The organism is Ruegeria sp. CDSA021, assembly GCF_059612325.1.
The window spans coordinates 26,285-39,891 of the sequence record NZ_JBXWQJ010000015.1; the positions used below are offsets into that span (position 1 = coordinate 26,285).

The window sequence follows — 13,607 nt, forward strand, 5'->3', positions numbered from 1 at the left end:
TCTGTGCAACAATGTTTTTGCCCGAAAAGCCAAGAGCGGGCGGTTAAGTGGAGAACTTTATGAAGCAGAATCTCACCAAGCTGGTCGAAACCTATCCGCTCCTCCAAAAGCCAGCCTATTTCGCTTATATCGGTGTGGTCAGCACCCGGAATTTCAGCCGTCGATTTGCCATGAACAATCTTGGCTACCTGCCCAAGCAAGTCTCGGACCGTGGGCAGGATATGTGGGTGATCAACGAAGTCTATAACGGCAAGCGCAATGGCTTTTTTGTCGAGCTAGGTGCTGCGGATGGGTTTTCCGATTCCAACACCTTTGCCCTTGAAAAACATTATGGCTGGACCGGACTGCTGATCGAGCCCAATCCGGTGAATTTCAACAAGATCATCAACTGGCATCATCGTTCGGCCACACCAGTCCCGCTGGCGGTCGATCCCGAACCCGGCCAGCTGGAATTCATGATCGACGGCCAGCGCAGCAGCCTGCTGGTGGATGAAGCCGATAACATGACCGAGCGCCGTGCCGCGAAACTGGCCAGGTTCCGCGAGAAGGGCAAGGTTGTCACGGTAGAAGCTGTGCCTCTGGACGAGGTGTTCGACCGCTATAACGCACCGAAAGACATCGACTATTTCAGCTTGGATGTCGAAGGGTCGGAAACACGAATTCTGCGCGATTTCCCATTCGACAAATACCGCTTTCTGGCAATGACGATCGAACGTCCAACGCCAGAGCTGAATGACTTGCTGTTTTCCAATGGTTATCACTTTGTACGTAATTCGCTCTACGACACGTTCTATGTTCACGAGAGTAATCCGCGTTTCGATCAGGTCGAAAAATTGCCGTTTGAACAATTGCCGGCAAAGCAGTTCTGACTGCTGACCTCAATATTCACCCGTGTTACGCGGATCTCTAGTTCCGCGTGACACGTAATTTCTGCTTCTGACCCAGCATGTGATATTCGAACAGGCACCAGACATAGATGGTGGCCGAGTAGACGTAATAGACCTGATGATAGAGCAGACATTTGAACGCAAACCACGGCCCGCCATGTCCGGACATGGCGCGGACCAGATCGAGATTGGCGACAAAGGCCGCAGCCAGTAACACAAAAGGCAAAGGCCAGCTTCCGGGCCAGAACGGCAGGGCCAGAAGCGACAGCAACAGCAGCCCGGCGATTGCGGCCCGTGCGCGTTCAGCCATTGAGGTGTTCAGGTCATCCGTCAGCCCCTCGCGCGAGATCATCAGCCGGGCCCAGGGCAGGGCACGGCAGAAGATATCCGTGCTCAAGCTGTTGCGGATGGTCCAGACCTTCAGGTGTTTGCCCTGTAAAAGTGGCTCGACCAGGATACGGCGACCGGTGGCCGCGATCCGATAACCCAGTTCGATATCCTCGATCGAGGGGACCTCATAGGTTTTGACATCGAACCCGCCAACCTCAAGAAACACGTCGCGCCGGATGGCGCCACACCCGGCCCAGAAGGTGCGCGCCTCGCGGCGGGCGCGCTGATGGTGATAGCGATGCAGAAGGTTCTTGTAGCGTGAAAACCAGGCCTGCCCGTCCGGGGCATCATCATAGGATCCGAACACGGCACCTACATTGTCTTCGGACATCGCCCGGCGAATATGTTCCGGCCCGTCCGGCCAGGCGATGACATCGGAATCCACAAACCACAGGATATCGCCCGTAGCCTGCTGGGCGGCCAGGTTGCGGGCGGCTCCGGGACCGCCATTGACGGGTGTGGCCAGAACGGTTGCGCCCATTTCCCGTGCCAGCGCCGCAGTGCCGTCCGGGGACTGGTCATCCACCACCAGAACCTGCTGCACCTGTCCGGTATTCAGCATCTCAATCAATGGCGGCAAAACGCGCGGGAGCAGATGTTCGGCGTTGTAAGCCGGCATGACCACGCTGATGGAAAGGGGTTGATCTGAACTCACGAAGGATCTCCGGCAATGATACGCGAAGCGCCTGAGCGCTGAACAAGGAAAAGAAAGGCGGCTGTAAAGGGCAATAGCCACATCACGCGCGCGCCGTAACGATCCGCGGGTTGTGATACTCCCCCACAAACCAGTGCGTTGACCGCTATTCCGATCAAGATGAACAGCGCAAACAGCTTCATGTCACGCGACACACTACCGGGCCGAAGCAAAACAATGACGATAAAGGCAAAAGACACGGCATAGATCGCGCCATGCACTATATCGATGGTTTCGATCCAAGTCCTGTCCCAGGCCAGATTCCCTTTCTGAATCAAATCGTACTGCGCCTCGTCGAGGCGGGCCAGCGTGCGTGCGTTGGTCAATTCCACATCCGTCGGAATTGTCATGTTGACGCTATAGCGTATAATCTGGTGATAGCCGTTTTTGGCCAATGCGAAAGACGTCGCAATCGGCCTCGACAGGAAGACTGCCTTGGCAAAGTCCCCCTGTGCCAGCGCCACTTGTTTTTGCTCCTCTGGCGACAGCAGACGGAACGACCCCAGCCGAGAAGAGCGCTCGAAAATGATATGGGATGCGGTCAGTCTGTAAGGGTCATCCGACCATGAAAGCGCCTCATACAGCGCGCAGGTTGGTATACTTGCGTCCGGGCAGACATCCTTCAGATAGTCCATTCCCGGCCCGTCAACGATAAGCCGCGCAGTGATATGCGGGGTATAGACAACTTCCTTGTTCATCTGGGCTTCAACGGTGATCTGGAAGGCCTTGCGCTCGGCCGCCGCAAGCGTCAGGAGCATCACCATCAGGACCGTTGCGCGCCAGCGCTTCGGCATCCTGCGACCCAGAGCCGTCAGGGCGACAAAAGGGATCATCAGCCCTGTGATCGCCAGATGCGACGGATGCAGCACAATGCAGAACAGAGCCAGCCCCGAGATCAGAAAAAGCTCCCAGAGACGCATTGTCTGCCCAAAGGCGGTGAGTGCGGCAATCGCGATCAGGAGAATTGGTGCGAATATGTCCGGCATCATATAGGCGATGTAAAACGGCAAAGAGGTGCTGGCCGCCGCCAGAAGCGGGATTGCGGTCATCAGCATTGTGTTCTGCGCACCGCCCAGAGACCGGCCAGCCGTTCGCGCCAGCATCAAGGCCGTAAAAAGCGTGGCAGCCAGATGGATGACCGGAACAGCGTAAAGGGCGTCAGCGCGAAAAAACGCGGCCATGATGAGGCCATAAATCAGCGAGCGGGAGCCGGTTGCAGTCTCGTCGTCATCTGCGGTGTAAGTGCCGCCCGTCGTGCCGGTCTCGTTCACCAGCGGCAGCAGGCTGTTCAGGGCCACGCTGCCCTGTCGAATGTAACTGCCTGTGTCAAAATAATAGAGCGGACCGCCGTTGATCAGAAACACGGACAGACAGGCAAGACCCGCCAGTACGACCAGCAGGACCGACCGGGTCTGCCAGGACAGCTTGTCTGAGGGCATCGATACGCTCATGTCGTTTCCGCAGCATTTGGTCCGGTCACGCGGGATGCGGTCGTGCCCGGACTGCGCCCGATGCTTGGGCGCATGTTATCGAGATTCGAAACAGACATGTTCATCAGCGTTTCTGGCTGCCTCCGTCCAGCGGGCTGTGGGGCCGAGTTCTACTATGGCCATCACCCGAAATCGCGCTAAGCAATCATTTGATCGCAAGAAAACCTTCAAAACAAATATATTTCTGAATGCTCATCACATCCTTGAAGCCGGCCCGGCCCAGCAGATCCAGATTGCCCTGGGTGGAAAACGGCTCCAGCACGCTTTTCAGGCTGCGCGCCTTTTCGACAATTTCTTCGCTTGAGAACCCGTGGCCGATTTTGAACTCGTTATAGAGTTGGGTCACAAGATCCTGAAACCGCGCATCCGGCCCCCGGACCTTTTCGAACATGACAAACGCACCACCCCAGTTCAGGGTGTTGTAGATCTTGGTGAACAGTTCTTGCCGGTACCGGGGCGGGATGAACTGCATTGTATAATAGCTGACGATCATGTCCGCCTTTTCCATCTCCATATGACGGGCATCGTCATGAAGAATGGAAATGTTCGGGACATCCGCACAATGAGCTTCGGCGACTTTCACCATCTCGGGTTCGACATCGATGCCGATCCAGCGCGCATCCGGCTTACCGGCATTATGTTCCGCAAGCTTGCGGATCAACTCCCCGGTCGATGTGCCGATTTCATAACAAAGGCTGTCATTGCGGACGAAGAAATCCGAAACCTGACAGATCAGGCCGTGGCCCATTTCGTAAAGAGGAACAGATAATTTGATGTGGTCTACAAACGTATCGGGAACATTGCCCCCAAAGGTCCAGTTCGCATTCTCAGCGGCTATGTTCTGGCCAACACCCATGCGTAACGTCTCCTCGCTAATAGGCAGGCACAATGAACAAACGGCTAAAAACAACTTCCGATTGAGGATGCGTGCCTGAACTTGGTACAATAACAGTCCAAGGCTACACGAAACTTTCGGGTCGTCGAAGGAGAAATATGGCCGACCCCGGGTTTCTGGTCTTTTTCTCTTCTGGCGTGGTCTGCTGGTCCTTTGTGAAGTGCTGAAAATGGACAGTGCATCGAAATGATTTGTATTGTTTCCCGCCCTGTGCGGCACGCAGGCGCGCGCCATGTGAAAAGGTTGTTTCGGTTGCACCTTATCGCGGAGAGATCGAGTACAGTTTTGCACCGTTTAAACCTGCTCGGATTGTGTGTGGTGCCGTGCCAGAACGCTTGGAATCGCTGGAAGTTGGCATGTTTTTCCAGACGCAGATTCGCCTTATTTGGGCGATTCTGGTTCACGTTAAAGAAACAAACTGTAATCCATGAGCTTATTGTGCTGGCTAAAGGGGCGCTGCGCCCAAAAAAAGCCACAGTTCCAAGAAAAATCCTTCGCAATCAAATAGAAATGAATTACTAATGTTTGCAGTAGGTGCCCTGCCGGGATTTCGAGCGGGTTGTGTGTATAAAAATCAAAGGTGGGACTTTGTATGTTTAGAAGTTTGAAAATGATGGCGGCAGGGGTTGTTGCTGCTGTAATGATGGCCGGATCGGCCAGCGCGCTGACCTCGGTGACGGCAGGCGGCAGCTATGACATTAAATCTGATACGGCCTTTATCGGATCCGTTTCCACATTTGGCGGGCCTGGTTCGTACTCGGTCAACTTCACATCGCCGATTGATCCGCTCGTTGGTGTCGCGAATGCATCGATTACCATTCGGGTACTGGGTGCGTTCACAGGTCTGACCATGAGCTGGGTCGATGCCAAGAACCCCGGCAACGTTCTGGCGTCCACAGCAGTTCTGGGTGGCATTCAGAGCACGCTCACCACATTGTTCAGCAGCGTGAGCCCGAATTCCCTGAGCCAGAACCTTGTGTTCAGCTGGTCCAATTCGCAATCGACGACAAATGGTGGTCCGATCAGCTTTGACTTTGACGTGGCCGCAGTTCCGCTGCCCGCCGGTGGTCTGCTGCTTCTGACTGCGCTTGGCGGTTTGGCTCTGACGCGCCGCCGCAAGGCCGCCTGAGCGGACACACAAACCTGACAGACAAAGCAAGGGGCCGTTTTCACGGTCCCTTTTCTTTTGGTCAGATGTTGCCGCCCGCCGCCTGATGCAGCATCCAGATCATCCTCTGGCATCTGAGCCGGAACAATGTGGAGATCGCCCGCCATGTTTCGCCTGCCGAGGCCAGCTTGTCGCTGGAGATGACCTTTGGCGTATGCACGATCGCGCTGGCGGGCATGGCCAACCCCCGGATTGCCCACCGTAGCCGCGCACCGGGATTGGTGCCATGCAGCAGATACGCTTCTTGTGTCGTGCGCCGCCACTTGGCTTTGAGCGCGGGCCAATCCTGCCGGGATGGATGGCTGACGCGAAAGTCATCCCGGTATATCAGGTTATAACCTCGCGTGACCGCGCGCATGGTCCATTCCCGATCTTCCGATACACCGTTGATGAAGCCGCCGATTGCATCGAACACATCCCGCCGGGTCAACAGGTTGCCCGCACCGGAAAACCCCTGAACCTCGATATACCTGCGGAAGTTGAATGCAAAAACAGCCTCGAACGCTTCGGCACCGCTGCGGGGTGACGGGGTTTCGTCAAAAACATCCACCCGGCCACCGATCAGATCGGCCTGATCCGCGACCTGTCGCCCGACGGTCAACCAGTCCGGCGCGGGCACACAATCGGCATCGATGAAGAACAACCGCTGTGCCGTGGTCTCGGCAACCCCACGGTTGCGCGCATGAGCTGCACCTTTTTGGTGTTCGGTGACAAAACGCATTTCGGGAAAGGACTGCCGTATCGCCTCCAGCGATACCGGAGAATTGTTGTCGACAACGATGATTTCCGTCGCCGTCAGGTCATTCTCTCTCAGGGCAAGAAGGCACCGTTCCAGCCGGGGCAGATCATTGTAATGGGGAATGATCACCGCATCGATCGGAGCTGCGTCAGTAGGATCCGTACTCATTGCCAAACGTCCCGCTGATGTACCGGCATTTGTTCAACACGATTCCCATGACGCTGGTCAATCCCGCCAGTTGCTGCTCGGCAACGTCGATATGATCTATGCTGGTCTCTTCGGCCGCCGCCAGAAGCAGGGCGCAATCGACATTCCTGAGAAATCCGTGGCTGTCATCGCTCATCATCAGGGGGGGCGTGTCGAACAGAATGATGTCAGGTTTGTAGTCCGCCTCGAGCTGCTCAAGAAATTCGATTGCCCGTCGGCTTTGCAGAACTTCCGCCGGGTTTCGTGTCGATGCGTAATTTAACCCGAAGAGCACATTGTTCCCATAACGCAATGCATGTTCGTGGAACGGTATCTTCCCCTGAATAACGTCTGCCATGCTGTGGCTGCCGGTTTGTTTCAGGATCTCGGCCAGCCCTCGACGCCGCATGTCGAAATCGATCACGATCGTGCGCAATTCTTCCTGCCGCCCCAGGCTGAAGGCCAGATTGGCGGTCGTCGTGCTTTTGCCGCATCCGCTGTAAGGGGATGTCAGTGCGATCCGGTGCCAGTCATTGGAGAGAGTCTGCTGCAGCATCTTGGTGCGCAACATGTCATAAGGTGATGCGTCTGCGCCGCCATGGAATGACATCAAACGGTTGCGAGAGATGAGGCGTTGCTCGATCTTTATTTCCGGCACAGCCAGCCAAACATCTTCATCAACGCTTTCATGCGGTGCCGGGGGCTGCTGAACTTCTGCGGCAGGCACAGGCTGGGATTGCTGTCGGCTGTTGCGTTCTTCACGCGCCTTCTGAATCGCTTGCTGAAGACGGTCCATTACATTTCCACCAAATCAATCGAAACAATACTCACCAGAATGTCTCCAGCTTATCCATGACTCTCTCTGCAATAAGATCGAGGGGCAGGTAATAGATGTGCACCGCCCAGACCGCAGCGGGAACTCCGACCAGAATGGCCAATATGATCCCACCCCATACGGTTCGCTGCATGATCACCTCGCCGCGTGACGGGGCATAGGGAATGGTGGCAATCGGCCAGACTTCAAGCTTGCTGATCAGATCTTCGGGTCGACGTACGGACCGGTTCAGAATCTCCAGCAGAACCACAAGCCCCAGCCCCAGTGCGATGCCAAAGGCGGCCCCCCCTCCGGCGATCATCAATCGGTTCGGTTTGGCCGGTTCGGTTGGCGTAGAGGGGTGTTCAATGACGGAAATACGCTGCCCCTGGGACGTAACTTCGATCCGTTCTCCGGTCGAAGCATCGGCCAGCCGGCTGATCGCGACATTATACTGGCTTTGAATATTGTCGTGTTCGCGCTGCAATTCTGCAAGCGTGATGGCGTTGGCCGGGGTCTGGTCAATCGTCAGGGTCAGCGCGTCGAGCCGATCCTGAATCACGCGGCGCTGATCTTCGAGCGCTGCAATCTGTGAATCGATCTGCGCCAGTTGCAGGTCAAGGGATGAATTTCCCGTCTGGTTAGATGGCGCCGGGGCGTTTGCTTGTTCGGCAGCTACAACTTTCTCAAGCTTTTCAATCCTGGCGCGGAGCAGTTTGATCTGCGGGCTGTTCTCGGAATAGACCACGAGCAGATTGTCGAGCTGTGACTGCAGCTGACTTAACTGCTGTTGTGCCGGGGTCTGGTTTTGTTGCGGAGGCCCGACAACCTGCCCTGTCGAACTGAAGATATTCATGAGATTTTCCCGCTGTGACTTAAGGGAAAATATCTGCTGATCCGTCTGTTCAAGATTGGTTTGCAATGCCCCCTGTTGGGCCAGCCTGAATTGCAGGCTGTCGGGGAGCGCATCAGAGTTGTCATTCTTGAACTCAAGGATGCGGGCGCTGCGCCTGCTTAGCTCGTTACTCAGGCGGTCGACTTCCAGCTGGAAGAAGGTCAGCGTGTCGGTCGCGCGTTCCTTGCGATACGAGACATCCAGCTTCTGGATTTCCGTCAGATACGCATTCAATACACCAGCCGCGATCGGGCCGGTTCGTGCCTCGAAACTGATCGTCATCAGGCTGGCCTGATTGAGGCCGCTGGAAATCCAGATCGAGGTGTTCTTGCGCATGGCTTTGACAACCTGATCAGGGCTTGCCTCATCCTGGTCGGGCAGAACCTGAAACTCACGGGCGATTTCCAGAAGGATCGGCCGGGTCAGCAGGCGCTGTTCGATGATCTGAAGCTGTTCTGCCGCAGGCGTCGTGACGGTACTGGCCGCCAGATTACCCGGAATCTGAGGCGATTCAACAATCAGGCGCATCGTTGAGACATATGTGGCAGGCAGTGATCTGGCGACAATGAATGACGCAACAGACACGATCAGGGCGACGATCAGAAAATACGGAAACCGTCTCAGGAAAATGGAGAAATAGTAGCGTACAGGACCCATCTTAGACCGTCAGCTCCTTCTCGAGTGAATTTCCGCCAAAGAATACACCATCATCAGCCACCTGATTGATGATGGTTTCATCGACTTTATCCGCTTCATTCGTCCAGGCATAAAGCAGGGCGAAATCGCAGAACTGGTTGACCAGGCGTGGGACACCGCGGGTCTGTTGAAAAATCAGCTTGCAGGCCTCTTCCGAAAACTCGTCACCTGAACCGCCAGCCGTTTTCATCCTGTGCCTGATATAGGCTTCGACCGATGGCTCATCCATCCGTTCCAGATGAAAGCTTGCCGCAACGCGCTGCGTCAGCTGACGCATTTTCGGGTCCAGAACCATGTCGCGCAATTCGGGCTGGCCAACCAGAACAAGCTGGATCAGCTCATCCGTGTTCGAGTTGATATTGGTCAGCATCCGGATTTCTTCCAACCCTTCGACAGTCAGGTTCTGCGCTTCGTCAAAGATCAGAACCACCCGCCGACCTTCGGCATATTCCGCGACAAGAAAATCCTGCAGCGCCCGGAATATCTGTACATAGCTTGCATCCGCCTCAATCGGCAGACCCAGCGCGTGCAGGACCCATTGCAGCAATTCTCCGCGACCGCCCTGCGCATTCGAGATCAGCCCAACGGTGATCGAATCTTCCATTTCGCTCAGCAGATGCTGCACAAGGGTTGTTTTCCCGGCCCCGATCTCTCCGGTCAGCACCGTGATGGGGGCGCAGCTCATGACGCCGAATTGCAGCACCGAGTAACCGCGTTTGTGCAGCGGTGACCAGTACATGAATCCGGGATCCGGAAGCAGCGTGAAGGGCCGTCGGTCAAGCCCGAAATAATCTAGATAAAACCCGTCGCTGGACGCCATTGCACCTCGGTTGCCTTCTGCCTTGTCAAACCTCGCACTGGCCCCCCGGAGATTATCCAAACTCATACTCTGAACCACCAGAAATCCCTTACACAACGAACACATCACATAAACAAAAAGTACTTGGGTACTACTTTGTCACAAAATCAAGATAGCAGGCATCACTAAACTGCACACGCGGTGAATTGACCTTTCCGCTCTCTCAATCGGAGGCGTTTGGTGCGATTGTTTCCGTTGCATCCTTAATGGGTTGACCAGGAAAGAGGCGGCCAGAACTTGGTGTGATCACACATAAAAAGAGAATCCAAAGGCGGAAATCAAATCTAAAGAATAAAAACTCCACTCATTGTGTCCCTATGGGAAACGAAAATTCATGAATTTTCGTCGGATCAGCTGGGCGCAGCTTCATGATACCGTAAAAAAGCACCTGTATTCAGCGATCAGAGAACATGTTCGCCAGCATTAATGTTTTGCAAGACAGGTGGAATTTGTTAACAGTTGTATACGGGAAAGCGACCTCGCAAGTGAGTAAGTGCAAGGTCGAAGTGGTATAAAAATATAAGATTTTAAATATATGTAGTTGAGGTCGAGCGTGTTCGGTTCCTGAGTTTGGTAAGTGGTTCGTGAGTAATTTTGTGTGTTGGGGGTTTAAATAGTGACAAGTCATTCGAAAGAAGTGGCCAACGCTGGCGCGGGCTACTCCGGCATTTCTGTTGTGCCTGCCGCAGTGTCATATCCAGGGATATACAGAAGCGGGGGCAAGCGTCTTTTTGACATAGCGTTCGCAGTGCTTGCAGCGCCTTTTGTCGTGCCGGTGGTGCTGTTGCTGGCCGCGTTTCTTGCGTGTCAGGGCGTGACCCCGTTTTATCGGCAGGAACGTGTCGGCAAGAATGGCAAAGCCTTCAAGATGCTTAAATTGCGCACCATGGTGCATGATGCTGAAACCGTACTGCAGGAGCATCTGGCGACGAACCCCGAAGCCCAGGAAGAATGGGATCGCGATCAGAAGCTGCGCAATGACCCGCGTATCATCAAATTCGGAACTTTCCTGCGCAAATCCTCGATGGATGAGCTGCCGCAGTTCTGGAACGTTTTTACCGGTGAAATGTCCGTGGTCGGCCCCCGCCCGATGATGGTGAACCAGAAAGAGCTTTATCCTGGAAAATTCTATACCGCCATGCGCCCCGGCCTTTCGGGACCCTGGCAGGTTTCGAAACGCAATCAGTCCACATTTGCTGAGCGTGCGTTTCACGATACCGAATATTGGAAAAGCATGTCGTTCAGTACAGATGTTTCAATCGTGTTCCGGACCATTTTCGTTGTCCTGCGCGGCACGGGTTGCTGAGAACGGGCCATGCAGCCGAACAGATTGATTGGTTGTATGCTTTTTCCTTAAGTTTTGCAGGAGAACAGCAATGAACTGGATCGTACCTTCTGTTGGTGCACGACTGATTGTCGCCCTTTTTGCGGCGACGCTCCTGCTGAGCGCGTGCGACTCGGCCGAGGAACGGGCCGAAGCGCATTTCCAGGCAGGGTTGGCCCATCTGGAAGCTGGTGATGTCGAGCGCGCACTTGTTGAGTTCAGAAATGTTTTCAACCTCAACGGTCAGCACAAAGAAGCACGGTTGACCTTTGCCAAGGTGGAGCGCGAGCGCGGCAACATCTCGATTGCATATGGTCAGTATCTGCGGCTGATAGAACAGTATCCAGACAACCTTGAGGGCCATCGCAACCTTGCTGAGATGGCTCTGGAAGTGGGGAATTGGGAAGATGTCAGGCGTCACGGCGCATTGGCAAGCGCTCTGGCTCCGGATGATATCGAAATCAAATCCATCAATAACATGCTGGCTTATACCGACGCGGTCAGGGGTGGGGATTTCGCAGGTGTGGACGTCGCCGTCCATAGGGCCCGCGAGATGATCAAAAGCCATCCGAAACTGATGACCGCGCGCCAAATCGTAATTGACCATCTGATCCGCGATGAGGACTGGCCCGGTGTTCTGCAGGAAACAGAGGTGGCCATAGCCACCGATCCAATGGAAGAAAGCCTTTATGGAATCCGGCTCCGCGCACTTCAGGAACTGGATATGCCCGCAGAAATCGAGACGTTTCTTCGGCAGATGGCCGCGACATTCCCTGACGATGAGGGCGTCGAGCAGTTGCTTGTGGAACATTATATCGATCAGGGGAATCTGGATGCGGCAGAACAGATGCTGCGGGCCGAGGTGGATCCGCTCGCTGAAGATCACATGCCGACACAGCGGCTGATCGCCTTTCTGAACGATAACCGCGACTCTGCAGCGGCCATTGGTGAGCTGGATACGATCATCGCTCAGAACGGCCCGAACACGTTCCAATTCAAGACGGTGCGGGCAGCGCTGAAATTCCGATCAGGTGATGAACAGACCGCGATCGCCGAGATGCAGACACTGCTGGAAGGGGCGGAAAGAAACATACAGACCCGCGCCAGTGAGGTAGAGTTTGCCCTCATGCTGTTTCAGGTCGGCCAGTCCAATGAAGCCCGCGCTTTGGTTGAAAAAGTCCTGTCCGAGGATGCAGCTCAGGTCAGCGCTCTCAAGTTCAAGGCGTCCTGGCTGATTGATGAGGACAAGACCGGCGATGCGATTGTGCTTTTGCGCGAAGCGCTCGGTCAGGCACCCCGCGACCCGCAATTGATGACCCTGATGGCCCAGGCGCATGAGCGCAACGGAGACAGGGAACTGATGGGCGAGATGCTGGCGCTGGCGACGGAAATTTCCGGGAACGCACCGGACGAAACGCTGCGCTATGCCCGATTTCTGATCGCGGAAGGTGATCTGGTGATCGCCGAACGTGTTTTGGCCCAAGCCCTGCGCCAGACTCCGGAACATTCCGAGCTTCTGCTTCTGTTGGGAGAAGTATATCTGAGCATGCAGGATTGGGACCGCCTGGAAACCGTCCTTGATGCCATCAGGGATCTGGACAACCCGGGAACACGACGCTCTGCGAATGAGCTCAGGGCGCACATGCTGGCCGCACAGCAACGGACACAGGAGCTGACCTCTTTCCTGAACGAGCTGGCGGATGATCCCGAATTTGGCCTGCCCGCCGATATCGCGCTTGTTCGCCTGATGCTTACAAAAGGGCAGACGGCCGAAGCCTTCGCACACCTTGACCAGTTGCTTGCGGAAAATCCCGACTCTCTGCCAATCCGCCTGATCAAAGCCCGCGCGTTGATCAGTGAAGGCAGCCGCAGTGAAGCCGAACAACTCTACCGTGTCATTCTTGAGGAATATCCGACTACGACGCGGGCATGGATTGCGCTGCACGGATTGGCAACGGAACGGAACGCGCCCGATCAGGCCAGGGAAATTCTGACCGAGGCATTGGCCAATCTGCCTGAAAACCCGGCCTTGCTCATGCTGCAGGCGACGGATTACGAACGCAGCGGAGATCTGGGCCAGGCCATCGCAACATACGAAAAGCTTTATCCGATCACCAATCGCTCTCTGATTGTAGCCAACAATCTTGCAAGCCTGCTGACAACATATCGCACCGATGAGGAGAGTCTGCGGCGCGCACAGGTTTTGGCGCAACGTCTGCGGGGCACACAGGAACCGGTCTTCCAGGAAACATATGGCTGGGTCGCCTACCGGGTGGGAAATTATGAAGAGGCGGTCGCCTATCTTGAACCTGCGGCAGCGGCGTTCCCTGAACATCCCCTGGTACTATATCATCTGGGAAAAACATATGCGGCTTTGGAGCGGAACGAAGATGCTCTGCGTCTTTTCCATAAGGCCAGGGCTTTCAGCGGGGCTTCTACGGAAGTCGCATCCTTGGTGGAGGCTGAGATCGAACAGCTGAACGCCATATCCACCAACAGCCACTAACACAGAGTTGATGACGCCGCTGCATTTCTGCCGCATCTTGTATGTATCAGACTCCCTGCAGATT

General features: G+C 55.2%; 11 protein-coding genes. 4 read left to right on the plus strand and 7 right to left on the minus strand.

The features are described 5' to 3' along the window. Positions 1–59: 59 nt before the first annotated feature. The gene (locus tag AC2FLD_RS17925; RefSeq protein WP_496672105.1) at positions 60–869 is read left to right on the plus strand and encodes an FkbM family methyltransferase; all 810 of its coding nucleotides are present in this window, start codon (positions 60–62) and stop codon (positions 867–869) included. A 37-nt stretch (positions 870–906) separates the two neighbouring features. On the opposite strand, the gene AC2FLD_RS17930 is transcribed toward AC2FLD_RS17925, so the two are convergent. The 3 genes from AC2FLD_RS17930 to AC2FLD_RS17940 form a co-directional block, all read right to left on the minus strand. After that, the gene (locus tag AC2FLD_RS17930) at positions 907–1,932 is read right to left on the minus strand and encodes a glycosyltransferase family 2 protein (RefSeq protein WP_496803726.1); all 1,026 of its coding nucleotides are present in this window, start codon (positions 1,930–1,932) and stop codon (positions 907–909) included. After that, positions 1,929–3,422 (minus strand): hypothetical protein, encoded by a 1,494-nt coding sequence (locus AC2FLD_RS17935; protein ID WP_496671908.1) that lies wholly within the window; start codon positions 3,420–3,422, stop codon positions 1,929–1,931. Before AC2FLD_RS17935 ends, AC2FLD_RS17930 begins: the two co-directional genes overlap by 4 nt. A gap of 184 nt (positions 3,423–3,606) precedes the next feature. Next, positions 3,607–4,317 (minus strand): methyltransferase domain-containing protein, encoded by a 711-nt coding sequence (locus tag AC2FLD_RS17940; RefSeq protein WP_496671911.1) that lies wholly within the window; start codon positions 4,315–4,317, stop codon positions 3,607–3,609. 631 nt (positions 4,318–4,948) lie between these two features. Between AC2FLD_RS17940 and AC2FLD_RS17945 the strand changes: the two genes are divergently transcribed. Continuing rightward, on the plus strand, positions 4,949–5,485 hold the full coding sequence (locus tag AC2FLD_RS17945) for a VPLPA-CTERM sorting domain-containing protein (RefSeq protein WP_496671913.1): 537 nt from the start codon (positions 4,949–4,951) through the stop codon (positions 5,483–5,485). Between the two features lie 61 nt (positions 5,486–5,546). Here the strand turns inward: AC2FLD_RS17945 and AC2FLD_RS17950 are convergent, their stop codons facing one another. The 4 genes from AC2FLD_RS17950 to AC2FLD_RS17965 are packed head-to-tail and all read right to left on the minus strand — an operon-like array spanning position 5,547 to position 9,740. Next, the gene (locus AC2FLD_RS17950; protein WP_496671916.1) at positions 5,547–6,431 is read right to left on the minus strand and encodes a glycosyltransferase family 2 protein; all 885 of its coding nucleotides are present in this window, start codon (positions 6,429–6,431) and stop codon (positions 5,547–5,549) included. Then, on the minus strand, positions 6,412–7,245 hold the full coding sequence (locus tag AC2FLD_RS17955) for a CpsD/CapB family tyrosine-protein kinase (RefSeq protein ID WP_496671919.1): 834 nt from the start codon (positions 7,243–7,245) through the stop codon (positions 6,412–6,414). The genes AC2FLD_RS17950 and AC2FLD_RS17955 overlap by 20 nt, the downstream gene beginning before the upstream one ends. A gap of 31 nt (positions 7,246–7,276) precedes the next feature. After that, a complete protein-coding gene (locus AC2FLD_RS17960) occupies positions 7,277–8,815 on the minus strand; it encodes a GumC family protein (protein WP_496671922.1) in 1,539 nt (512 codons plus the stop codon). Between the two features lies 1 nt (position 8,816). Next, complete coding sequence (locus tag AC2FLD_RS17965) at positions 8,817–9,740, minus strand: ExeA family protein (RefSeq protein ID WP_298854402.1); 924 nt, start codon at positions 9,738–9,740, stop codon at positions 8,817–8,819. Positions 9,741–10,329: 589 nt separating this feature from the next. Between AC2FLD_RS17965 and AC2FLD_RS17970 the strand changes: the two genes are divergently transcribed. Both AC2FLD_RS17970 and AC2FLD_RS17975 read left to right on the plus strand, forming a co-directional pair. Then, positions 10,330–11,019: a sugar transferase gene (locus tag AC2FLD_RS17970; RefSeq protein WP_496671925.1), complete on the plus strand. Its 690-nt coding sequence runs from the start codon at positions 10,330–10,332 to the stop codon at positions 11,017–11,019. Between the two features lie 70 nt (positions 11,020–11,089). Further along, the gene (locus AC2FLD_RS17975) at positions 11,090–13,543 is read left to right on the plus strand and encodes a tetratricopeptide repeat protein (RefSeq protein ID WP_496671928.1); all 2,454 of its coding nucleotides are present in this window, start codon (positions 11,090–11,092) and stop codon (positions 13,541–13,543) included. Positions 13,544–13,607 lie beyond the last annotated feature (64 nt).

What these genes read in the sequence shown, in the direction of transcription:
- AC2FLD_RS17925 (WP_496672105.1), top strand. Translation starts at nt 60, where the DNA reads ATGAAGCAGAATCTCACCAAGCTGGTCGAAACCTATCCGCTCCTCCAA.
- AC2FLD_RS17935 (WP_496671908.1), bottom strand. Translation starts at nt 3,422, where the DNA reads ATGAGCGTATCGATGCCCTCAGACAAGCTGTCCTGGCAGACCCGGTCG.
- AC2FLD_RS17940 (WP_496671911.1), bottom strand. Translation starts at nt 4,317, where the DNA reads ATGGGTGTTGGCCAGAACATAGCCGCTGAGAATGCGAACTGGACCTTT.
- AC2FLD_RS17945 (WP_496671913.1), top strand. Translation starts at nt 4,949, where the DNA reads ATGTTTAGAAGTTTGAAAATGATGGCGGCAGGGGTTGTTGCTGCTGTA.
- AC2FLD_RS17950 (WP_496671916.1), bottom strand. Translation starts at nt 6,431, where the DNA reads ATGAGTACGGATCCTACTGACGCAGCTCCGATCGATGCGGTGATCATT.
- AC2FLD_RS17955 (WP_496671919.1), bottom strand. Translation starts at nt 7,245, where the DNA reads ATGGACCGTCTTCAGCAAGCGATTCAGAAGGCGCGTGAAGAACGCAAC.
- AC2FLD_RS17960 (WP_496671922.1), bottom strand. Translation starts at nt 8,815, where the DNA reads ATGGGTCCTGTACGCTACTATTTCTCCATTTTCCTGAGACGGTTTCCG.
- AC2FLD_RS17965 (WP_298854402.1), bottom strand. Translation starts at nt 9,740, where the DNA reads ATGAGTTTGGATAATCTCCGGGGGGCCAGTGCGAGGTTTGACAAGGCA.
- AC2FLD_RS17975 (WP_496671928.1), top strand. Translation starts at nt 11,090, where the DNA reads ATGAACTGGATCGTACCTTCTGTTGGTGCACGACTGATTGTCGCCCTT.